Source organism: Neorhizobium sp. S3-V5DH, assembly GCF_004343065.1.
In the GTDB taxonomy this organism is placed as follows: domain Bacteria; phylum Pseudomonadota; class Alphaproteobacteria; order Rhizobiales; family Rhizobiaceae; genus Neorhizobium; species Neorhizobium huautlense.
The window spans coordinates 268373-288566 of sequence record NZ_SMCL01000003.1 but is presented as its reverse complement, the minus strand read 5'-3'; the positions used below and the strand labels follow the sequence as shown (position 1 = coordinate 288566).

General features: G+C 60.1%; 19 protein-coding genes. 8 read left to right on the top strand and 11 right to left on the bottom strand.

The features are described 5' to 3' along the window. Positions 1–300: 300 nt before the first annotated feature. On the top strand, positions 301–1086 hold the full coding sequence (gene fhuF, locus EDE09_RS07335) for a siderophore-iron reductase FhuF (RefSeq protein WP_105372797.1): 786 nt from the start codon (positions 301–303) through the stop codon (positions 1084–1086). Between the two features lie 40 nt (positions 1087–1126). On the opposite strand, the gene fahA is transcribed toward fhuF, so the two are convergent. Together fahA and hmgA are read right to left on the bottom strand one after the other, a co-directional pair. Further along, entirely contained in the window at positions 1127–2449 is a 1323-nt protein-coding gene (gene fahA / locus EDE09_RS07330) for a fumarylacetoacetase (RefSeq protein WP_132409491.1), read from the bottom strand. Between the two features lie 7 nt (positions 2450–2456). Next, positions 2457–3806 (bottom strand): homogentisate 1,2-dioxygenase, encoded by a 1350-nt coding sequence (gene hmgA / locus EDE09_RS07325; RefSeq protein ID WP_105372795.1) that lies wholly within the window; start codon positions 3804–3806, stop codon positions 2457–2459. Positions 3807–3864: 58 nt separating this feature from the next. Between hmgA and EDE09_RS07320 the strand changes: the two genes are divergently transcribed. After that, positions 3865–4302: a MarR family transcriptional regulator gene (locus tag EDE09_RS07320; RefSeq protein ID WP_342588633.1), complete on the top strand. Its 438-nt coding sequence runs from the start codon at positions 3865–3867 to the stop codon at positions 4300–4302. Positions 4303–4322: 20 nt separating this feature from the next. Here the strand turns inward: EDE09_RS07320 and EDE09_RS07315 are convergent, their stop codons facing one another. Next, the gene (locus EDE09_RS07315) at positions 4323–4793 is read right to left on the bottom strand and encodes an Lrp/AsnC family transcriptional regulator (protein WP_105372913.1); all 471 of its coding nucleotides are present in this window, start codon (positions 4791–4793) and stop codon (positions 4323–4325) included. Between the two features lie 117 nt (positions 4794–4910). Between EDE09_RS07315 and hppD the strand changes: the two genes are divergently transcribed. The 3 genes from hppD to maiA are packed head-to-tail and all read left to right on the top strand — an operon-like array spanning position 4911 to position 7091. Next, positions 4911–6023 (top strand): 4-hydroxyphenylpyruvate dioxygenase, encoded by a 1113-nt coding sequence (gene hppD, locus EDE09_RS07310; RefSeq protein ID WP_105372794.1) that lies wholly within the window; start codon positions 4911–4913, stop codon positions 6021–6023. 24 nt (positions 6024–6047) lie between these two features. Then, entirely contained in the window at positions 6048–6419 is a 372-nt protein-coding gene (locus EDE09_RS07305) for a Rieske 2Fe-2S domain-containing protein (RefSeq protein WP_105372912.1), read from the top strand. Positions 6420–6455: 36 nt separating this feature from the next. Further along, positions 6456–7091 carry a maleylacetoacetate isomerase gene (maiA, locus tag EDE09_RS07300; RefSeq protein WP_105372793.1) on the top strand — a complete coding sequence of 212 codons (636 nt, stop codon included), beginning with the start codon at positions 6456–6458 and terminating at the stop codon, positions 7089–7091. Between the two features lie 43 nt (positions 7092–7134). Here maiA and EDE09_RS07295 read toward each other — a convergent pair whose 3' ends face one another. Then, entirely contained in the window at positions 7135–7863 is a 729-nt protein-coding gene (locus tag EDE09_RS07295; RefSeq protein ID WP_105372792.1) for a response regulator, read from the bottom strand. A gap of 107 nt (positions 7864–7970) precedes the next feature. Between EDE09_RS07295 and EDE09_RS07290 the strand changes: the two genes are divergently transcribed. Beyond that, positions 7971–8720, top strand: a complete 750-nt coding sequence (locus tag EDE09_RS07290) for a helix-turn-helix domain-containing protein (RefSeq protein ID WP_105372791.1) — start codon at positions 7971–7973, stop codon at positions 8718–8720. Positions 8721–8742: 22 nt separating this feature from the next. Next, positions 8743–10653, top strand: coding sequence for a PAS domain-containing sensor histidine kinase (locus tag EDE09_RS07285; protein WP_105372790.1), 1911 nt, complete (start codon positions 8743–8745; stop codon positions 10651–10653). 36 nt (positions 10654–10689) lie between these two features. On the opposite strand, the gene EDE09_RS07280 is transcribed toward EDE09_RS07285, so the two are convergent. From EDE09_RS07280 to EDE09_RS07250, 7 genes are all read right to left on the bottom strand, one after another. After that, the gene (locus EDE09_RS07280; protein ID WP_132409489.1) at positions 10690–12075 is read right to left on the bottom strand and encodes an FGGY-family carbohydrate kinase; all 1386 of its coding nucleotides are present in this window, start codon (positions 12073–12075) and stop codon (positions 10690–10692) included. Next, positions 12072–12392 carry an L-rhamnose mutarotase gene (gene rhaM, locus EDE09_RS07275; RefSeq protein WP_132409487.1) on the bottom strand — a complete coding sequence of 107 codons (321 nt, stop codon included), beginning with the start codon at positions 12390–12392 and terminating at the stop codon, positions 12072–12074. The genes EDE09_RS07280 and rhaM overlap by 4 nt, the downstream gene beginning before the upstream one ends. Next, a complete protein-coding gene (locus tag EDE09_RS07270) occupies positions 12389–13390 on the bottom strand; it encodes an ABC transporter permease (protein ID WP_105371341.1) in 1002 nt (333 codons plus the stop codon). Before EDE09_RS07270 ends, rhaM begins: the two co-directional genes overlap by 4 nt. Then, positions 13387–14376, bottom strand: coding sequence for an ABC transporter permease (locus EDE09_RS07265; RefSeq protein ID WP_105371342.1), 990 nt, complete (start codon positions 14374–14376; stop codon positions 13387–13389). The genes EDE09_RS07270 and EDE09_RS07265 overlap by 4 nt, the downstream gene beginning before the upstream one ends. Positions 14377–14385: 9 nt before the next feature. Further along, positions 14386–15918: a sugar ABC transporter ATP-binding protein gene (locus EDE09_RS07260; RefSeq protein ID WP_245422797.1), complete on the bottom strand. Its 1533-nt coding sequence runs from the start codon at positions 15916–15918 to the stop codon at positions 14386–14388. 75 nt (positions 15919–15993) lie between these two features. Beyond that, on the bottom strand, positions 15994–16989 hold the full coding sequence (rhaS, locus tag EDE09_RS07255; RefSeq protein WP_105371344.1) for a rhamnose ABC transporter substrate-binding protein: 996 nt from the start codon (positions 16987–16989) through the stop codon (positions 15994–15996). Positions 16990–17038: 49 nt separating this feature from the next. Next, positions 17039–17854, bottom strand: coding sequence for a DeoR/GlpR family DNA-binding transcription regulator (locus EDE09_RS07250; protein ID WP_105371345.1), 816 nt, complete (start codon positions 17852–17854; stop codon positions 17039–17041). Between the two features lie 199 nt (positions 17855–18053). On the opposite strand from EDE09_RS07250, the gene EDE09_RS07245 reads away from it, so the two are divergent. Beyond that, positions 18054–20150, top strand: a complete 2097-nt coding sequence (locus EDE09_RS07245) for a bifunctional rhamnulose-1-phosphate aldolase/short-chain dehydrogenase (protein ID WP_105371346.1) — start codon at positions 18054–18056, stop codon at positions 20148–20150. Positions 20151–20194 lie beyond the last annotated feature (44 nt).

Here is a 20194-nt window from a genome sequence, read left to right as displayed (position 1 = left end):
TTCTCCCAAAGGTCGAGCCTTGACAGGCGGGCAGCCATGACTGCCGGCTCTCCCAATAATTCAAGTAGCCCTGGGAAAAGGCAAGTCAACATAGTTCCGAGGTTGCAGTCGCAGTGGCGCAGGCGACCCTACCTCGCAGCAGAGGTCCAAAATCTGTCTGTTTTAAATATGATAAATTCACTCATCTTACATTGACATCGCCGACTGCGTTCTTTAGTTCCTCCTGGAAATGAAGCAGGGCGGTGGGTTTCCGTGCGGCCAGTGCTGAACACAGCCGGCCCGAAACATCGATTGTGACGAATGGCAGGAGATGCGAGCGGAGAGGTCTCGACTTCGAACGGCAAGGAAGGTTTCATCGCCAACCCGGCCTTCGACCTCGACAGACTGGTGGAAAAGAGCCCGTTCTCCTACTGCCGCGGCAAGCTCCTGCGAACATCCACGGGATCTGGATCCGTCATTCCCTGCAGCGATCTGCGGGAAGCGGCGACGCTGAACGATGTTATCTCCCGATATGCCAGCAAGTTTCCCGGCAGCGACCGGCGCGCCGTCGTGTCGATGTGGACGCTTTATTATTTCAGCATCCTTACCGTGGCGCCGTGTGTGCATCTCTTCGCTCACCGGATCGGATTGCCTTTGGGGCTCAGCCAGGTTTCGATAGTCTGCAACGAAGATACGGCCGAGCCTGAAGCCTTTCTGATGACGGCTGATACATTCACCGCGGCTGATCCGGGCGCCGAGCTTCACAATCTCTTGCTCGGGCATGTCGAGCCTCTTGTCGAAGCGATCGCAGCCCATGCTGTCGTGGCGCCGAAGCTTCTCTGGAACAACGTGGCCGCTTATCTTGCCTGGATACTCAAGGAAATCGCCTATAAGCACAGCCGCGAATTGGTCGAGGACGGTTTGGCGCTGCTTGATGAGCCGATCTGGCCGGACGGGCGCCGAAATCCCATGCATGGGATGATCCGCATCGCGCGGCAACAATGTGGACTGGAATTTTCGCGCCGGAAAATTTGCTGCCTTCGTTACAACCTTCCAGGTGTCGGCGGATGCGGTGAGGCTTGCCCGGTACCGGACGGCCGCCAGTAGGTCGGATCACACCGGCCTTAGAAGAGGCATCAGCAAAACCTCAGCTCCGCAGGGTGTGAAGGGCAGGCAGCACCTTTCCCCTGCATGAACCGAAGCCGATGGTGACATAGCCGTCACGGCGGGCGCGGGCGGTGAAAACAACTTCGTCACCGTCTTCCAGGAACAGCCGCTCTTCGCCCGAAGCGAGGCGGATCGGCGACTTGCCGCCTTCAGTCGCTTCCAGAAGGCTGCCGGCGGCTGCGAGATCCGGCCCTGATATCGTACCGGAACCGAGAAGATCGCCCGGCTGCAGATTGCAGCCGCCGCTCGCGTGATGAGTGATCATCTGGGCTACCGTCCAGTACATATGGCGGGTGTTCGACAGCGCGAGCCGATGCGGCGGGAGGCCTTTTCGAGACAGTCCTTCCGTCATGACAGCAACCTCCAGCTCCAGATCGATTGCCCCCTGACGCTGGTCCTGCTCATCGAACAAATAGGGCAGGGGTTGGGGGTCGCCTTCCTCTCTCGGTGTCTGGGCGATGCGGAAGGGTGCCAGCGCTTCGGGTGAGACCACCCAAGGTGAGATCGTCGAGGCGAAATTCTTGGCGAGGAAGGGGCCGAGCGGCTGATATTCCCAAGCCTGGATATCGCGCGCCGACCAGTCGTTGAGGAGACAGAAGCCTGCAATATGTTCGGCGGCGTCGCCGATCGCAATGGGCTCTCCAAGAGCATTGCCGGGCCCGACGAAAACGCCGATTTCCAGCTCGTAATCCAGTCTGCGGCTCGGCCCATAGGTCGGGGCCTCGGCATCGGGAGTTTTCGTCTGACCGTTCGGCCGGCGGATCGCCGTGCCCGAGGCAAGGATCGAAGAGGCGCGGCCATGATAACCGATCGGGACGTGCTTGTAGTTTGGCAGGAGCGGATTGTCGGGCCGGAAGAGCTGCCCGACATGCATTGCATGATGGATGCCGACATAGAAATCGGTGTAGTCGCCGATCCGAGCCGGCAGATGCATGGCGCAATCGGAGGATTGGTGGAGGCAGGCTTCGACCTGCGGCCGTTCGGAGGAATCGGCCGCAAGCAGGGCCGAAACGCGACGGCGGAGCGCTATGCGGGCAGATGTACCCAGCCCAAGGAACGCATTCAGCTCCGAAGCGGCCGCCGTCTCGGCCGCCTCTTGCGCCTCTCCTTGGAAAAGGTCCGATTGCAGCGCGAGGCCGATATCGAAAATCGCATCGCCGATAGCGATGCCGCCCCGGCGCTCGGCTCTGCCGCGGCTGAAGATACCGATCGGCAAGTTCTGGATCGGAAAATCGGGGTGACCGTTTGCCGTGGCCACGAAACTCCTAAGCTTCGGAGCGTGCGTTTCATCGAGAATGGACATATCGGCCTCAGCGCCTGTTCGGATCAAAATGTTTCGCAAGACTCTTGCCGTAGGCGGTGTAATCCTTCTGCAGGCAAGGTGTTTCGGCGGCAAAAGCGGTCACCCGCTGGGGAAAACGCGTCTCGAACATGAAGGCCATCGTGCCTTCCAGTCTGTGGGGCTTGAGCTCGACCTTGCTCGCCCTCTCGAAAGCATCCACGTCGGGCCCGTGCGGCAGCATGGTGTTGTGCAGCGAGGCGCCTCCGGGCACGAAGCCGCCACCGGTCTTGGCATCGTACTGGCCGTAGACGAGGCCCATGAACTCGCTCATGACGTTCATGTGGTACCACGGCGGGCGGAACGTGCTTTCGGCGACGAGCCAGCGGTCGGAAAAGAGCACGAAGTCGATATTCGCCGTCCCGGGCGTTTCGGAAGGCGAGGTCAGGACGGTGAAGATCGACGGGTCGGCATGGTCGTAAAGCACTGGACCGACCGGCGAATAACGTCGGAGATCGTATTTGTAGGGCGCGTAATTGCCATGCCAGGCGACTACATCGAGGGGCGAATGCTCAATCTCTGCGGCCCAGAGGCTGCCCCCCCATTTCACGAAAAGTCTCGACGGGGCGTCTCTATCCTCATAGGCCGCCACCGGCGTGAGAAAGTCGCGCGGGTTGGCCATGCAATTGGCACCGATCGGACCTCGTTCCGGCAGCGTGAACGCACCGCCGTAATTCTCACAGAGATAACCGCGAGCCGACGTGCCACGCAGTTCGACGCGGATCTTCACGCCACGCGGAATGACGGCAATTTCGCCGGGCTCGATGTCAATGATACCGAACTCCGTCCAAAGGCGCAGTTCTCCCTGCTGTTGCACGAACAGCATTTCCCCGTCGGCATTGTAGAAATACTCGTCCACCATGGAGCGGGTCACGAGATAGACGTGAGCGCCCATGCCGCCATGGGCACCGCTGTCGCCTGCCGTTGTCAGGGTGCGTATGCCCTCGATGAAGGATAGCGGTTCGGGCGGAAACGGAATGGGGTCCCAGCGAAGCGGGCCGACCGGCAGTTCCGCCTCGGGCGCCGGCGCTGTGCGCCAAAGACCCTGATCGATCTTCTCGAAGCTGCCCCAATGGGCCACGGTTGGCCGAATGCGATAAAGCCACGACCGTTCATTGGTGGTACGGGGCGCCGTGAAGGGTGAACCGGAGAGTTGTTCCGCATACAGCCCATAGGCGCATTTCTGCGGCGAGTTTCTGCCCAACGGCAGTGCGCCCACAAGCGCCTCGGTTTCGAAGCCGTTTCCGAAACCGGACATGTAATCGGCCTGGATCGCCGATTGTTCTGCACCCTTAGGGGCGGCGGAAGGCTGAATATTCATGGCGTGTCCTCCATCACGAAATTAGTTGCAAAAGTAACCATCGATTTTGTAACTATCAATGATGACAAAACTCGCCCTTGAGCATTTTCTTCCCTACAGGCTTGCCCGCATCGGGACGGTCGTCTCGCAGGAGTTCCGCGAGATCTACGGCCGCGACTATGACCTGACGATCCCGGAGTGGCGGGTTCTCGCAACGCTTGGCCAATTTGGAGAGATGGGCGCCAAAGCCATTGGCCGGCATTCGTTCATGCACAAGACCAAGGTCAGCCGGGCGGTGCGCGCTTTAGAAGAAAGGCGCTGGCTGAAGCGGCGGGAGAGCTTGGAGGATCGCCGCGAGGAAGTGCTTGCCCTGACGCCCCAGGGGCTCACAGCCTACGAAAATATCGTGCCGAGCGCGCTTGCCTACGAGGAGAAGCTGCTCTGCTCCCTGGGCATTCATGCCCAGGCACTTCTCGATGCCTTGGATGCCTTGGAGCGCGTGAAGAAGATGAATTAAGCCGCGGCCGCGTTACAGAGTCAGCCGAGTGGCAATCCTTGCTCGTCCTTGAGGCGCATCAGCACGATCTCCGAGCGAACCTGCGCCACCTGCGGATGCGGCAGCAGGGTCCGGTGGATGAAATCCGCAAAGGCAGCAAGGTCCCGCGCAAGGATGATGAGCACGTAGTCCGCATCCCCTGAGACGGAATAGGCTTGCCGAACCTCGTTGTGCCGGGACAGAAATTCTGCAAAGGACTCGGCGTTCTTCTCGCTATGGGTGGAAAGATTGACGCGGGTGATGGCCCGCAATCCAAACCCAAGCGCTTCAGGCGCCAACTGCGCCGAATAACCCGTAATGATGCCATCTGCCTCCATCCGGGCTCGCCGCCGTGAGCATTGCGAAGCCGAAAGGTTGACGATGCCGGCGATCTCCGCATTGGTCAGTGCGGCATTGCGCTGCAATGCATTGAGAATGGCCTTGTCAAACGTATCCAGGGAAGTTTCGTGCATGATACCCCTCGCAGATGCATAAATCGTGCAAAGGATGACCGGAGGCTCCTCATTTTGCAAGGACATTGCAGGCCGAAATCGGCAAGCTTTCTTCATCAAGCAATGGAGGAGAATTGCATGGGCCCGTTCCCGCACGACGCGCCGAAGGCGGAGATCAGCGCTGCCAATCCCGCAGGTACCGATGGATTCGAGTTCGTGGAATTTGCCCATCCTGAGCCGGAGAAGCTGGATACGCTCTTCCGGCAGATGGGCTTCACGCCGGTCGCCAGACATCGCGAAAAAGATGTCGTTCTCTACCGGCAAGGCGACATCAACTACCTGCTCAACCGCCAATCCGACAGCCATGCTTCGGCCTTTGTTGCCCAGCATGGCCCATGTGCACCCGCCATGGCTTGGCGCGTGGTCGATGCAAAGCACGCTCTCAAAAGAGCCGTCGATCTCGGAGCCACGGAATACACCGGCGAAGGCAAGTCGCTGGACGTACCGGCCGTCATCGGCATCGGCGGTTCGCTGCTCTACTTCGTCGAGACCTACGGTGATGATGGAAGCTGCTATTCCGCCGAATTCGAATGGCTTGGCGAGGAAAATCCGAAGCCGGAGGGGGTTGGCTTCTACTACCTCGATCACCTGACCCACAACGTCGTGCGTGGCAACATGGACACCTGGTACAAATTCTACCACGACACGTTCAATTTTCGAGAAATCCGCTATTTTGACATCGCCGGCAAGATGACCGGCCTGACGAGCCGGGCGCTGACGTCACCCGACGGCAAGATCCGGATTCCGATCAACGAAAGCTCCGATGATCGCAGCCAGATCGAGGAATATCTGCGCGAATACAAGGGCGAGGGCATTCAGCATATCGCCGTCGCCACCAACGATATTTACGCCAGCACGGATGCGGTCGCGGCTAATGGCCTCGAATTCATGCCGGGACCGCCGGACATCTACTATGAGAAGTCGAAGTCAAGGGTAAAGGATCACCAGGAGCCGCTCGATAAGCTCAAGCGGCGCGGCATCCTCATCGACGGCGAAGGTGTCGTGGGCGGCGGAGAGACGCGCGTCCTGCTCCAGATCTTTTCGAAAACCGTCATCGGCCCGATCTTCTTCGAGTTCATTCAGCGCAAGGGTGACGACGGCTTCGGCGAGGGCAACTTCAAGGCGCTCTTCGAATCGATCGAGGAAGACCAGATCCGGCGCGGGGTTCTGAAGGTCGATGCGGCCGAATGATCTTGGTTTTGGGTGCCGCGGCAGATGAGTGATGGGTGGCGCTCCTATTCGAGTGCGCCGGAGACCGGCGCGCTCGTCTGTGCTTCCTCCGAGATCGACGAGGGCGTCGCCCGCTGCCTATCAGTGCAGACGGAGAGAGGCATCTTTCCGCTTCTGCTGGTGCGGAAGTCCGGTCGCGTGCGGGCCTTCGTTAACGCCTGTCCGCACCAGTATCTTCCGCTCGACTACCGATCCGATTCTGTTCTTTCCGCCGACGGTGCGCGGTTCCTGTGTTCAGCGCACGGGGCCGCCTTCGATGTGACAACCGGTGCCTGCCTTTCCGGTGATGCGGCAGAGGGGCTCGATCCCGTGCCCATCGCGGAAGATGCGAATGGCAATTTGCGGATCGGAGCCTAGATTGAGGACTTCGTCACGAGATATATGAGGGTACGAATGACAGACGCCGTCCTTTATGATTACTGGCGTTCGTCGGCGAGCTACCGGCTGCGGATTGCGCTCAATATGCTGGCCGAACCCTTTGTCACGGTACCCATCGACCTGCTCGCAAAGGCCCACAGATCCGAAGAATATCTGCGGCGCAATCCGCAGGGACTGGTGCCGGTACTGGAGATCGACGGGCACAGCTTTACGCAGTCACTGGCGGTGATCGAATATCTGGATGAAACGCGCGGAGGAGCTTTCTTGCCTGACGATCCCGTCGGGCGGCAGCGGGTGAGGGCGCTCTCCTATATCATCGCCATGGAGATCCACCCCGTCTGCAATCTGCATGTCGTGGCGCATGTGATGTCTCTGACTGACGGTGCGGAGGAAACGCGAAAAGCCTGGATGCAGAAGTTCATCCATGAGGGGCTTGGCGCGTTCGAAACGTTGCTGGATTCGCCGTCGACCGGAGCGTTTTGCCATGGCGATCGACCGACCATGGCCGATATCTGCCTTGTGCCCCAGATCTACAACGCGCGACGATGGGACGTGGAGCTTTCCGGATTCCAAAAGGTTGTGGAAATTGCCGACCGTTGCGCGAAGTTGGCGCCTTTTATTGCAGCACATCCGGACAAGGCGGCGCGTTGACGATGGGCCAAGTCCCTTTCGAGGGGCTGCGTGAAGCACGGTATCATTCGATCTTGCCGGTGAAGATATAGCCGACGCCACGAACGGCCTTGATCAATTGAGGATTGCTGGCGTCTGCCTCGATCTTTCTGCGCAGCCGGACGATTTGTGCGTCGATGGTGCGATCAAATGCCTCAAGCTGACGCCCTCTGGTGGAATCCATTAGGAAATCCCGCGTCAGCACCCGCCCGGCATTCTGCAGGAAGGCTGCCAGCATGTCGAATTCGCCCGTCGTCAGATCGACTTCCGAAGCATCAGGCGCCAGAAGCTGCCGCCGGGAAAGATTGAGGCTCCATCCTTCGAAACGGATGATCTTGTCTTCGTTGGCTTCCGGCTTGGAGGTACCAGGCTGGCGGCGCCTGAGAATCGATTTCAGCCGCGCATGCACCTCGCGCAGATGAAAGGGCTTGGCGATATAATCGTCGGCTCCGATCTCGATGCCGATGATCCGGTCCACCACATCATCGCGTCCCGTCAGCATCATGATCGGCACATCCGAGTGGCTCCGAACCTCGCGAGCGAGATCAAGACCGTCCTGCCCGCCGGGAAGCGAAAGATCGAGCAGGATGATATCAATCTCTTTCTGCCGGAGTTGAACCTTCATTTCGGTGCCGTCGCCAGCCGTGCTTACGAGATATCCTTCATCCTCGAAATATCGGATGAGCATCTGACGGATCCGAGGGTCGTCGTCGACGACGAGGATGTGTGCGGCAGTGGATGAAAGCAGGGTCATGGGGTTGTTACAGTCTGTTACCAAATAGAACCATGTTTCACCGGGTTAGCATTCGCGTGTTACCCGGATTTGGTCAATTGAGCCCATCCGCAGATGGAGGCAGGGCCATGTTCGTTACCAGCAATCGCATTTATAAAGACGCGTTCGCAACAACAATTGACGATAGTGGCCCAAACTCCCTGCGCACGCTGTTCGCGAAGCAGCCGGCTGAACATCTGGCGCCCGGCCAAGCGCTGTTCTTCGAAGGCGATCAAGCAAAACATGTCTTCGATGTGCTTGAAGGTACATTGCGAATCTATCGCATCATAGCGGATGGGCGTCGTGTCATCACGGGGTTCCTCGATGCGGGGGACATGGTTGGCGTTTCTTTGCGAGGAAATTATCTCTATAGCGCAGAGGCGATCACCTCTGCCAAGGTTCGCCGTCTCACCCGCAAGACATTCGACGCGGCCGTGTCGGATTCAGCAGAACTTCGGCCGCAGGTGCTGGCCCATGTTTGCGACGAAATGGCTGCTGCCCAAGATCAGATGGTTCTTCTGTCCAGCAAAAATGCCGAGGAAAGGGTCTGCACTTTCCTCCAGAAGCGGTTGAAACGATCCATTGCCGAGGGCGCAATGAAGCGGATTGTCGACTTGCCGATGACACGTCAGGACATGGCGGACTATCTGGGGCTTACGATCGAGACGGTTTCGCGTACAATCACGAAACTGGCCGGCAAGGGAATCGTGGCTGCCGCCGGGCGGCATTCGTTGCAGATTACAAAGCCCTCCGCCCTTGCGCATCTCGCCGGAGACGGCGATGAATACGAGGACAGCAGGCGGGATTTCGACGGTCATGGTGAACGTCGCCGCCACTAGCGGCACCGCTCACGGAAGAGAAATGATTTCGAATACGCATACCGACAGCACCACCGAAACCGAGCTCGATGCCGTCGCCCGCCTTCTCGATGATGCAAACCTCATCATTCACGGCCTGGATGGCGTCATCACCCGCTGGACCGCCGGATGTGCGAACCTCTATGGCTGGACGGCCGAGGAAGCGATCGGAAAAGTGGTGCAAGAGTTACTGGCCACGGAATTTCCAGAGCCTCTGGATTCGATTCGGCAGCAGGTTCTGGAGACGCAATCCTGGGAAGGTGAGGTCGTTCACCAGCACAAGAACGGCCAGCGTATCTTCGTGGCGACGCGTTGGGTTGCGCTCAACAGTGAACAGGCCGTCATCATCCAGACAAACAACGATGTGACGGACATGCGGAGGGTGCAGAACGATCTGGCGGGGCGAGAGGCGCATCTGCGCTCGATTCTCGACACCGTGCCCGAAGCTATGGTGGTGATCAACGAGGTTGGCATCATCTCCTCTTTCAGCGCGGCCGCGGAGAGACTTTTTGGCTATTCGGCGGATGAAGTCTGCGGGCGCAATGTCAAGATGCTGATGCCGTCGCCGGACAGGGAGGCTCATGATGGTTATCTCTCTCGATATCTCACCACGGGCGAACGCCGTATCATCGGTTATGGCCGAGTGGTCACGGGGCAACGGAAGGATGGGTCGGTATTTCCAATGGAACTTGCAGTAGGCGAGGCCCTTACAGGCGGCGAACGGATTTTCACAGGCTTCATCCGGGATCTCACCAGCCGTCACAAGATCGAGGAAGAGCTGCGGCAATCGCAGAAGATGGAGGCTATCGGCCAGCTTACCGGCGGGCTGGCGCACGACTTCAACAATCTGCTCACCGTCATCAGCGGTAATCTCGAGATGATCGAAAACAAGCTGGCCGACGAAAAACTACTCGTGCTGTTGCGCGAAGCGCAGGACGCCGCCGACGATGGTGCCAAGCTGACGGGACAGTTGCTGGCTTTCGGGCGACGCCAACCGCTCAACCCGAAGCTTGTCGACATTGGGCAGCTGGTAACCGGTTTCTCCGACCTTCTGCGCCGCACGCTCGGGGAAACGATCGAGTTCCGGACCGTCGTAACGGGTGCTTCCAACGAAGCCCTTGTCGATGCGTCGCAATTGCAGAACGCGCTTCTCAACCTCACGCTGAATGCGAGAGACGCAATGCCGAAGGGCGGAAAGCTGACCATCGAGATATCCCGGGTCAAGCTGGATGTCGATTATGCCCAGATGTATCCCCATGTGCGAACCGGCGATTATGTCCTGATTTCGGTGACCGATACCGGTATGGGCATGACCCCGGAGGTGAAGGAAAAAGCGTTCGAGCCGTTCTTCACGACCAAGGGTGTGGGGGCCGGCACTGGGCTTGGCCTCAGCATGGTCTACGGCTTCGCCAAGCAGTCGGGCGGCAACATCCAGCTCTACAGCGAGCCGGGTCAGGGCACGAGCGTCAGGATTTTCCTGCACGCCGCTCAGAAGGACGTAATAGCTGCTTCGAGCAATGAGGATGTGTCGCGCCCGGCGCCAATTCCGGGCGGTACGGAGAAAATTCTGGTGGTTGAGGACGACCCGCGCGTTCGCCGCGTCGCCATTTCCCGCCTGACCGATTTCGGCTACCAGGTGGTCGAAGCTGCAAACGGCAAGGAGGCGCTCGAACAGCTCGAACGCCATGACAATATCGCGTTGCTCTTTACCGATATCGTCATGCCGGGCGGGATCACTGGCGACGAACTCGCGCAAAGGGTAAGAGAGGAGCGGCCGAACATGAAAGTCCTGTTCACGTCCGGCTATGCCGAGCCCGCCATCGCCGGCCGCGAGCTTGCCCAATCCGGAAGCTGGCTCAAAAAGCCCTATACGGCGAGAGAGCTTGCAACGCGGCTGCGACAGCTTCTGGATTGAAAGAGGCGGTAAAGGGATGCCGTCTCACGTCGGCGGTCAGCAATCGAAAAGACCCAGGCGGTTCCGCCATTCCTGACGATAGGCGCCTAATCCCGGCAGAATGCCCTGATATCTCGTGGAGGGGGTTTCGGGGGGCGGGAGGGCTCCGGCCAGGAGTGCCGCGCCTTGGCTGGTGCCCGTTGATCCCGACAAGGCAGCAACCTCCCGCAACGTGAGTGAAGCAAGCGCCTGCAGATAGGCTTCGTTGGAGGCAAATGGGCCTTCGACCAGAATTGGTCCTTTTGCCCCGACAAGGCTCAGGCAGGTCTCGGTCATCAGTGCGAGATAAAGGCAGGCGGCGGCCCAGCGCTCGTCGTTCGACACCCCCTCGTCGTTGAGCCATTGTCGCTCGCGGCCAGGAAAAGGCCCGGATCCGGTGGTGATGTTCGGCAGCAGCATCAGGCCGTTTTCGATGATCCGAGGCATGGCGGCCAATGCCGCTCCCGGAGAGAGCTTGCCGAGCTCCGATGTTAGCATCTCGAATTCGCGGCCACCCATGAAACGGGACGAAGGGACGGCGCGTCCGTATGCATCCACGTTGGCGAGCGTGTCCCGCTCTGGGTCGAGGTGATCAAGATCGCCGCCGACGGCGAAATTGATTACCCAGGTGCCGGTCGAGACAACAGCGAAGGGCGGCTCGCGGCCGATCAGGTGCGGCAGCAGGGAAGCATTGGAATCGTGAATGCCGCAGTGGACGGGTATCTCTTCGTCGAGGCCGATCTCCCGCGCGACCTCAGGCAAAACCGGCCCGAGCATATCGAAGGCCGAATGCACCGGCGCCATCAGATCGCGGATGCCGAGTTCGTCCACCAACGAGGAAAAGGTTCCTTCGCGCGGGTTCCACAGGTCCGTATGGCAACCGAGCGACGTCATCTCGTTTGTCGCGATACCGGTCAGCCGGAAGGCCCAGTATTGGGGATAGGTGAGGATCCTGCTGACGCGGGCGAAGTCGTCCGCGAAAGTCGTCTTTTGGTAATGGAGCTGCGCCCCGACATTGAGCCCGCCGGAAAGGACGGGCGAGAAGGTTTCGGAAAAGGGCGGCCGGATTGCCGCATAGGCTGTTTGCACGTCTTGCGGATAGAGATGCTCGTAGTCGAGCGCTGGAAGAGCGAGATCCCCTTCCGCGTCAAGCAGCACTGCGGACGCTCCATGGGTGGTGATGGAGATCGCGTCGAAGCCAAGCGTCTCCGCAAACACCTTCAAGGCGTCCACCGCAAAATTCCAAAGCGCCTCGATATCGTAATGCGGATAGGGCGGGCCGGCGAGAACCCGGTTCGGCGTCCGCTTTTCGGCGATTTCCTTGCCCGTCGCGCAATCGAGCACGACGACTTTGGCATTGGTCTTGCCGATATCGAGAACGGCGATCCTTTCAGGCTTACTCATGGCAGATGGAAAACCGTCACCAGATCTTTGGCAACTGGAGAGTTGTCCGGGTTGGTCTCCATGATGTCGGCCATATGCGCCCACCACTTCTTCATGACGGGATGATCCGGCAGACTCGCCATCTTGTGGTTCTGCGGGCGGGTCAATACGCCGAAAAGGATGTTGGTCTCGGGGTCGAGGTGGATCGAGTAGTCGCTGACCCCCGCCTCGTGCAGCAGCCCTACCAGTTCCGGCCAGATCTCGTCGTGGCGGACACGGTATTCCGCTTCCATGCCGGGATGGAGCTTCATCTTGAAAGCGTATTTTTCCTGGCTCATCGGTTCATTTCCTTGATGCGGCGGGCAATGATCGGCACGGCAATCGTTATGATCAGCAAGAGGCCGACGAAGATCGACATGACAATGCCAGGAACGTTCAAGAGCCCCAGCCCGAAGGTGACGAGACCCATGACGAAGGCAGCAATGACGACGCCTGCGATCGTGCCCGCACCGCCGAGGATCGAGACGCCGCCGAGCACGACCATGGTGACCACTTCCAGTTCCCACCCTTGAGCGATCGAAGGGCGGGTCGAGCCGAGGCGCGAGGTGAGGCAGACGGCGGCGACGCCTGCCATCAGCCCGGTCAGGAGGAAGAGGATGAACTTCACGCGCTCCACCGGGATGCCGGAAAAGCGCGCCGCAAATTCATTGTTGCCGATCACATAGATCTGACGGCCGAAATTGGTGGCATGCAGGAGGATGGCGAAGGCTGTCGCCAGCCCGATGAACAGGACGAATTCGAAAGAGAAGACCCAGGCCACATAACCCTGACCGAAATAGGCGAAGCTTTCCGGATATTTGCCATAGGCCTGGTCGCCGAGCACGATATAGGAAATGCCGCGGAAGAGGCTCATCGTGCCGATGGTCACCACGATCGAGGGCAGGCGCAAGCCGGCGACGAGCAGGCCGTTGAATGCGCCGCAGAGAAGTCCGGTGCCGATGCCGATCGCCACCAGCCCGGGCGTGCCGATGCCCATCTGTGCCGCAGCGCCCATCGCGGTCGAGGCAAGCGCGATGATTGCTGCCACCGAAAGATCGATCTCCCCGGCGATCACGAGCAGCGCCATGGCAAAGGCGATCATCGCCTTTTCGGTGAAGTTGAAGGTTGCGTCGGAGAGGTTCCAGGCGTTGAGGAAGTAGGGCGAGGCGAAGGAATTGAAGATGAAGATCAAAACCGCGACGCCGAAGAGCAGCACTTCCCAGCTTGCGAGCATCCGTGAGGTTTTCGTTCCGAGCCGGTCGGGGATCACACGTTTCGTCGTTGCAACGTCGCTCATGCGGTGACCTCCGGAGCTGCGCGGTCGCGCAGGATGATGCGTCCGGCTTTCTTCTCAGCCCGGGCGTTGAAGACGACGGCGAGCACAATGACGATGCCCGAGATCGCCATCTGGGCAAAGGGCGATATGCCGATGACTGGAAGCGCGTTCTTGATGACGCCAAGGAAGAGCGCGCCGAGCACGGCACCCGCGACGGAGCCGATACCGCCGGCAATCGATATGCCGCCGATCACGCAGGCTGCGACCGTATCGAGTTCGAAACCGGCGGCGATATCCACATAGGCAACCGCATAACGCGATACCCAGAGATAGCTGGAGAGGCCAGCCAGTGCTCCCGACAGGACGAAAGCGAGAAAACGGGTCCAGCCTATGTCGATGCCGGCATAGACCGCTGCCGTGGGGTTGCCGCCAGATGCATAGGCGGCGCGGCCGAAGGGCAGGCGGGTCAGCACGAACCAAGCGCCAAGCACGATGACGATTGCGATCCAGGAGAGGATCGGCAGGCCAAGCACAGGCATCCGCGGGATATTGAGAAAGGAGGGCGTCATCTGATGGGCATTGACCCAGCCGCCGCCCGACAGCACAAAGGCCATGCCGCGATAGATGGTGAGCGTACCGAGCGTCACGACGATCGGCGGGATCTGCAGCGCCCAAACCAGGTAACCGTTGATGGCCCCCAGGAAGGCGCCGATGCCGATCGCCATCACGATCAGCAGCGCCAAAGGCAGGTCCGGATAGGCGGCATTGGTCATCGCCACGGCCATGCCGGTAAAGGCCAGGTTGGCGGCGACCGACAGATCGATCGACTTTGTCAGGATCACCGTCATTTGACCGAGCGCCAGGATGATCAGGATCGAGGTGTCGTTGAAGATATTGGCGAGGTTGCCCGGCGAGGCAAAGCCCGGTGCGCGGGTGGAAAAGCTGGCGACCATGATCGCAATGATGACGACCAGCAGGATCTCACGGCTTTTCAGGAGGCGGTTCATGGGCTTCTCCTACTGGTTGCCGGTTGCGGCGCGGACGAGAACTTCGGCGCTGAGCCGGTCACGTTCGAAGATACCGGCGGCCAAACCTTCGCGCATCACCATCACCCGGTCCGACATGCCGAGGATCTCGGGCAGTTCCGAGGAGACCATGATGATCGACAGGCCTTCCGCCGCTAGTTCGCTGATGAAGCCGTGCACGGCAGCCTTCGAACCGATATCGATCCCCTTGGTCGGCTCGTCGAGGATGATCACCTTCGGCCGGGTGGCAAGCCATTTGCCGATGACAACCTTCTGCTGATTGCCGCCCGAAAGGGTGCCGACCGGCACCGAAAGGGCGGCGGCACGCAGATCCAGCCGCTCGGCATATTTGCGGGCGAGCGCGAGTTCGTTGGCGGCCTTCAGGAAACCCGAGCGCGAGGTCTTCTTCAGAGACGGGAGCGACATGTTCTGAAAGATCGGCATGGGCAAGGCCAAGCCGTGGCGCCCGCGCTCCTCCGGCACATAGACGAGCCCGGCCCGGATTGCGTCGCTTGACGAGCGGATCTCGATCGGCTGTCCCTCGAGTGTCAGCCGCCCGGCTGAGGGCCGGGTAATGCCGAACAGCGACTGGCAGAGTTCGGAGCGTCCGGCGCCGATCAGCCCGTAGACGCCGAGGATTTCGCCGCGACGCAGCTCGAAGGAAATGTCGCGGAATTCGGTCGGGTGGCAGTAGTTCTCGACGCGCAATACCGGGGCACCGATATTAACCTCGGCCTTGGGAAAGACGTCCTTGACGTCGCGGCCGACCATCAGCCGGACGATTTCGTCCTGCGGGGTGGTCTTCAGCTTGCCCTGTCCGACCGCGCGGCCGTCGCGAAAAACCACGAAATTTTCGGCGATCTCGTAGACCTCGTCGAACTTGTGGCTGATGAAGAGGATCGCCTTGCCCTGGCGCTTCAGGCCTTCGACGATGCGGAAGAGATCGTCGATCTCTTTGCGGGAGAGGGCGGCGGTCGGCTCGTCCATGATGACGATACGCGCCTCGACGGACAGAGCCCGTGCGATCGCCACCAGATGCCGCTGGGCGATCGACAGATCACGCAGGCGGATCGTCGGATCGATCTCGCTTTCGAGCTGGTGCATGAGCGCTTTCGAGCGGCTGTTGATCTGCCGCCAGTCGATCGTGCCGAAACGGGTGCGCGGGGCATGCCCCAAAAAGATGTTCTCGCCGACAGTCAACTCGTCGAACAGGACCGTTTCCTGGTGGATCGCCGTGACGCCGGCGTCGATCGCGGCTTGCGCGCTGTGGAAAGCGATGGGCTGGCCGTCGATCAGGATCTCGCCCTCGTTCGGGCGATAGATGCCGGTCAGGATCTTGACAAGGGTAGATTTGCCGGCGCCGTTTTCACCGATCAGCGCCGTGACCTGGCCGGGATAGAGCTTGATGCTGACGCCATCCAAAGCTTTTACGCCGGGAAAGATCTGGCTGATGCCGCGCATTTCCAGGATCGGCGTTTCCGCGGCAAGCGGGGCCAAGTCGTTCGTTGGTGCGACAGCGTTCATCATCGATCAGCCAGTGAAATCCGAATAAAGTCCCGGCGGCCATTCGCGACCGCCGGAGGGGAGGTGTTCAAAGGATCAGAAGATCTTGGAGAACTCGTCGATGTTCTTGGCATTGTAGACGAACGGGTCGGCCATCGCGGCTTCGCCATTGTCGCCGACCTTGATCGAGCCCATGCGGCCAGCCTTGATCTCGGAGCCCGGCTTGCCGTCCGTATCACCCTTGACGATGTGGTAAGCAATCTGGGTCGCGGAATAACCGAGGTCGATCGGGTTCCAGATGGCGAATTCCTTCGTCGCGCCGGACTTGATGGCGCCCGCCATTTCGGACGGCAGGCCGAGGCCTGTTACGTAGACTTTACCGATCTGACCGGCATCCTTGACGGCCTGGGAAGCAGCGAGCACGCCGACGGTCGTCGGAGCGACGATGACCTTCACGTTCGGCTGCGATTTCAGGAGGCCCTGGGCTTCGCGATAGGACTTGTCGGCAAGGTCGTCGCCGTAAACGGTCGTGGCGAGGTTAAGGCCTGGAAAATCCTTGATCTGCTTCTTCATCTCGGCGATCCAGGTGTTCTGGTTCGTCGAGGTGGTGGTAGCCGAGAGAATCGCAAAGTCCCCCTTGCCGCCTTCCAGATGATTTGCCGCAAGCTGCAGGCACATCTTGCCGATCAACTCGTTGGAAGACGGGTTCAGGTGCATGATGCGGCCTTCCTTGGCCACGCCGGAATCCCAGGAAATCACCTTGATGCCGCGCTGGGCGGCTTTTTTAAGCGCCGGAACAACGGCATCCGGATCATTGGCGGAAATGGCAATCGCATCCACCCCTTGAGCGATCAGCGAATTGATCACTTCGATCTGGCCTTCGGCCGTGGTGGTCGTCGGACCGGTGTAGATGACTTCGACGCCGCCGAGTTCCTTGGCGGCTTCCTGCGCGCCCTTGTTGGCAGCTTCGAAGAAGCCGTTGCCGAGCGATTTGACGACCAGTGCGATCTTCATGTCCGCGGCACTCGCCGCCGTCGTCATGGCGGCGAAGGCAATTGCCACGCCGAGGGCAAGTTTCTTGGCTAGTTTCATTGTCAGTCCTCCCAGTTGAAAAAGTTCACTTCCCTCCCGCCGGGCGCTCTCATGCGGCCGACGTGGAATCCTCCTCGGCCGGCGCCGCCGCAGCAGTGCCGGCTATGATCAGGTTGACGCCGGCGCCTTCGATCATTCGCGCGGCATCTTCGGATATGTCGTCATCCGTGATGACGGTGGTTACCCGCTCCAGCGGACAAAGTATGAGGCTCGAGCGACGCTGAAATTTGCTCGAATCCACCATCACGATCAGTTCTTCCGCCTGCTGCATCAGCTTCTGCTCGCTCTGGATCACCAGCGCGTCGGCTTCCATCACGCCCAGCGGCCCCACGCCTTGGGCACCGATAAAGATCCGCCGGGCATAGAAATTGCGGATGGCGTCGTTTTCGAAGGGCGACAGGATCAGGCTCTGCTCGCGGTAGATCGCGCCGCCCGGAACGGTCACCGTGCTCTTCGAATGTTTGACGAGGTGTTCGGCGATCGCAAAGGAGTTCGTCATGACCTGCAGGCGGCGCGCCGACATGAAGTGCACCATCTGGAAGGTGGTCGTGCCGCCATTGATGATGACGGAATCGCCTTCTTCACAGAGTTCCACCGCGCGGCGCGCGATTGCGCGTTTCTTGTCGATATTGACGGATTCGGAAACCCGGAACGAGCGGGCGGCAAGCTGGCCGATCTGCGGCGGATGCACCGCTTCGGCCCCGCCGCGCACGCGCCGGAGCTTGCCCTGAACATGAAGTGCGGCAATGTCACGTCGGATCGTCGCCTCGGATGCCTCGGTCAATTCGGCGATGTCCTGCACCGTGATGACGGGCTTTTCCTGAATCGCGCTCAAAATGATGCGATGGCGTTCACGTTCGTGCATGGGCTCCTCCTCGATCCCAATATTGCTGGAAAATTTACGTTGTCAATCATAAACGATCAAATTCGCTTTTATTGCGTTGCACAATGAATGTTTATGATCGTTTTTGATTGACAGGCGGCGTGGCAATGCGCGATATCCACGTTATGGGAGGTGGCGGCTGGTCTGTCGCCATGAACCAAAACACTTTGGGAGGAAAGCGATGTCGGGCCAAACCCGCCTTCTCGAAAACCGCTGGGAAGATTCCCACGCAGCCAAACTCGATGAGCCGGGCAAGCTGCTCTATCGCTCAAATCTCCTCGGCGCCGACAAGCGCATCACCAATTACGGCGGCGGCAATACCTCCGCCAAGGTGATGGAAACGGACCCGCTGAGCGGTGAAAAGGTCCGCGTCATGTGGGTCAAGGGCTCCGGCGGGGACGTCGGGACGATCAAGCTCGATGGTTTCGCGACGCTCTATCTCGACAAGCTGGAGGCACTGAAGGGGCTCTACAAGGGAGTGGAGGACGAAGACCGGATGGTCGGCTTCCTGCCGCATTGCACCTTCAACCTCAATCCGCGCGCTGCTTCGATCGATACGCCGCTGCATGGTTTCGTGCCCTATACGCATGTGGACCACATGCATCCGGATGCGATCATCGCGATCGCCGCGTCCAAAAATTCGAAGGAACTGACGAAACAGATCTTCGGCGACGCGATTGGCTGGCTGCCCTGGCGCCGCCCCGGCTTCCAGCTCGGTCTCGACCTCGAAGCCTTCGTCAAGGCTAATCCGGACGCCAAGGGCGTGGTGCTGGAAAGCCATGGCCTGTTCACATGGGCGAACGATGCCAAGGCCTGCTACGAACTGACGCTTGAAATCATCAACAAGGCAATCGAGTGGTTCGCGCAGCATACCGAGGGCAAGACGATCTTCGGCGGCGAGGTCCTGCAGAGCCTGCCGGCTCCGGAGCGTCGGTCGATCGCCGCAAAGCTCATGCCGGAAATCCGCGGCCGTATCGGCAAGGCGGAGCGCAAGCTCGGTCATTTCGACGATCAGGACGCGGTGCTGGAATTCGTCAACTCGAAGAACCTGAAGCCGCTCGGTGTCCTTGGAACGTCCTGCCCGGACCACTTTTTGCGCACCAAGATCCGCCCGCTGATCCTCGACTTCGATCCGGCCAAGCCGGACGTGGACGGCGTCATCGCGGCGCTGGACAAGGCGCTGGAAAACTATCGTGCCGACTACTCCCGCTACTACGAAACCTGCAAGCACGACAATTCGCCCAAAATCCGCGACCCCAACCCGGTCATCTTCCTCGTCCCCGGCGTTGGTATGCTGTCCTTTGCCCGCGACAAGGCGACCGCCCGCATCGCCGGCGAATTCTATGTGAATGCGATCAACGTGATGCGTGGGGCGTCCACCGTTTCCGAATACCAGGGCCTGCCGGAACAGGAGGCCTTCGATATCGAGTACTGGCTGCTTGAAGAAGCGAAGCTGCAGCGCATGCCGAAGCCGAAGAGCCTTGCCGGTCAGGTGGCGTTCGTCACGGGCGGTGCCGGCGGTATCGGTCGTGCGACCGCGGCGCGGTTGATGGGTGAGGGCGCCTGCGTGGTGCTGGCCGATATTGACGGCGGAGCGCTCGACGCAACGAAAGCCGATTTCGAGAAATCTTTCGGCAAGGACGCCGTGCGCGGCGTGGTGCTTGATGTCACCAAGGAAGATGCCGTCGTTACCGCCTTTGCGGAAGCCTGCGTCGAGTTCGGCGGCGTCGACATCCTCGTCTCGAATGCCGGGATCGCCTCTTCGGCGCCGGTCGAGGACACCACCCTTGCGATGTGGAACAAGAATATCGACATCCTGGCGACGGGTTATTTCCTCGTGTCGCGCGAGGCGTTCCGGCTGTTCCGTCGCCAGAAGCTCGGCGGCAACGTCGTGTTCGTCGCATCGAAGAATGGACTTGCCTCTTCGCCGAACGCATCGGCCTATTGCACCGCCAAGGCTGCCGAAATTCATCTCGCGCGCTGCCTGGCGCTCGAGGGAGCCGACGCCGGCATTCGGGTCAACACGGTCAATCCGGATGCGGTGCTGCGCGGCTCGAAAATCTGGAACGGCGAATGGCGCGAGCAGCGGGCGGCTTCCTCGAAGATCGAGGTTTCCGATCTGGAGGAACATTACCGCAAGCGCTCGATGCTGAAGCTCAACGTCTTCCCGGAAGACATCGCCGAGGCAATCTATTTCCTCGCTTCGGATGCGTCCGCCAAGTCGACCGGCAATATCATCAATGTGGATGCCGGTAACGCGCAGAGTTTTACGCGCTAACAGCTTGTCCGCCCGCTTCCGGCTCTCCCAAGGCCGGCGGCGGG

Coding starts and splice junctions, on each gene's coding strand:
- fhuF (WP_105372797.1), top strand. CDS start 301: ATGGCAGGAGATGCGAGCGGAGAGGTCTCGACTTCGAACGGCAAGGAA.
- fahA (WP_132409491.1), bottom strand. CDS start 2,449: ATGTCCATTCTCGATGAAACGCACGCTCCGAAGCTTAGGAGTTTCGTG.
- hmgA (WP_105372795.1), bottom strand. CDS start 3,806: ATGAATATTCAGCCTTCCGCCGCCCCTAAGGGTGCAGAACAATCGGCG.
- EDE09_RS07320 (WP_342588633.1), top strand. CDS start 3,865: ATGATGACAAAACTCGCCCTTGAGCATTTTCTTCCCTACAGGCTTGCC.
- EDE09_RS07315 (WP_105372913.1), bottom strand. CDS start 4,793: ATGCACGAAACTTCCCTGGATACGTTTGACAAGGCCATTCTCAATGCA.
- hppD (WP_105372794.1), top strand. CDS start 4,911: ATGGGCCCGTTCCCGCACGACGCGCCGAAGGCGGAGATCAGCGCTGCC.
- EDE09_RS07305 (WP_105372912.1), top strand. CDS start 6,048: ATGAGTGATGGGTGGCGCTCCTATTCGAGTGCGCCGGAGACCGGCGCG.
- maiA (WP_105372793.1), top strand. CDS start 6,456: ATGACAGACGCCGTCCTTTATGATTACTGGCGTTCGTCGGCGAGCTAC.
- EDE09_RS07295 (WP_105372792.1), bottom strand. CDS start 7,863: ATGACCCTGCTTTCATCCACTGCCGCACACATCCTCGTCGTCGACGAC.
- EDE09_RS07290 (WP_105372791.1), top strand. CDS start 7,971: ATGTTCGTTACCAGCAATCGCATTTATAAAGACGCGTTCGCAACAACA.
- EDE09_RS07285 (WP_105372790.1), top strand. CDS start 8,743: ATGATTTCGAATACGCATACCGACAGCACCACCGAAACCGAGCTCGAT.
- EDE09_RS07280 (WP_132409489.1), bottom strand. CDS start 12,075: ATGAGTAAGCCTGAAAGGATCGCCGTTCTCGATATCGGCAAGACCAAT.
- rhaM (WP_132409487.1), bottom strand. CDS start 12,392: ATGAGCCAGGAAAAATACGCTTTCAAGATGAAGCTCCATCCCGGCATG.
- EDE09_RS07270 (WP_105371341.1), bottom strand. CDS start 13,390: ATGAGCGACGTTGCAACGACGAAACGTGTGATCCCCGACCGGCTCGGA.
- EDE09_RS07265 (WP_105371342.1), bottom strand. CDS start 14,376: ATGAACCGCCTCCTGAAAAGCCGTGAGATCCTGCTGGTCGTCATCATT.
- EDE09_RS07260 (WP_245422797.1), bottom strand. CDS start 15,918: ATGAACGCTGTCGCACCAACGAACGACTTGGCCCCGCTTGCCGCGGAA.
- rhaS (WP_105371344.1), bottom strand. CDS start 16,989: ATGAAACTAGCCAAGAAACTTGCCCTCGGCGTGGCAATTGCCTTCGCC.
- EDE09_RS07250 (WP_105371345.1), bottom strand. CDS start 17,854: ATGCACGAACGTGAACGCCATCGCATCATTTTGAGCGCGATTCAGGAA.
- EDE09_RS07245 (WP_105371346.1), top strand. CDS start 18,054: ATGTCGGGCCAAACCCGCCTTCTCGAAAACCGCTGGGAAGATTCCCAC.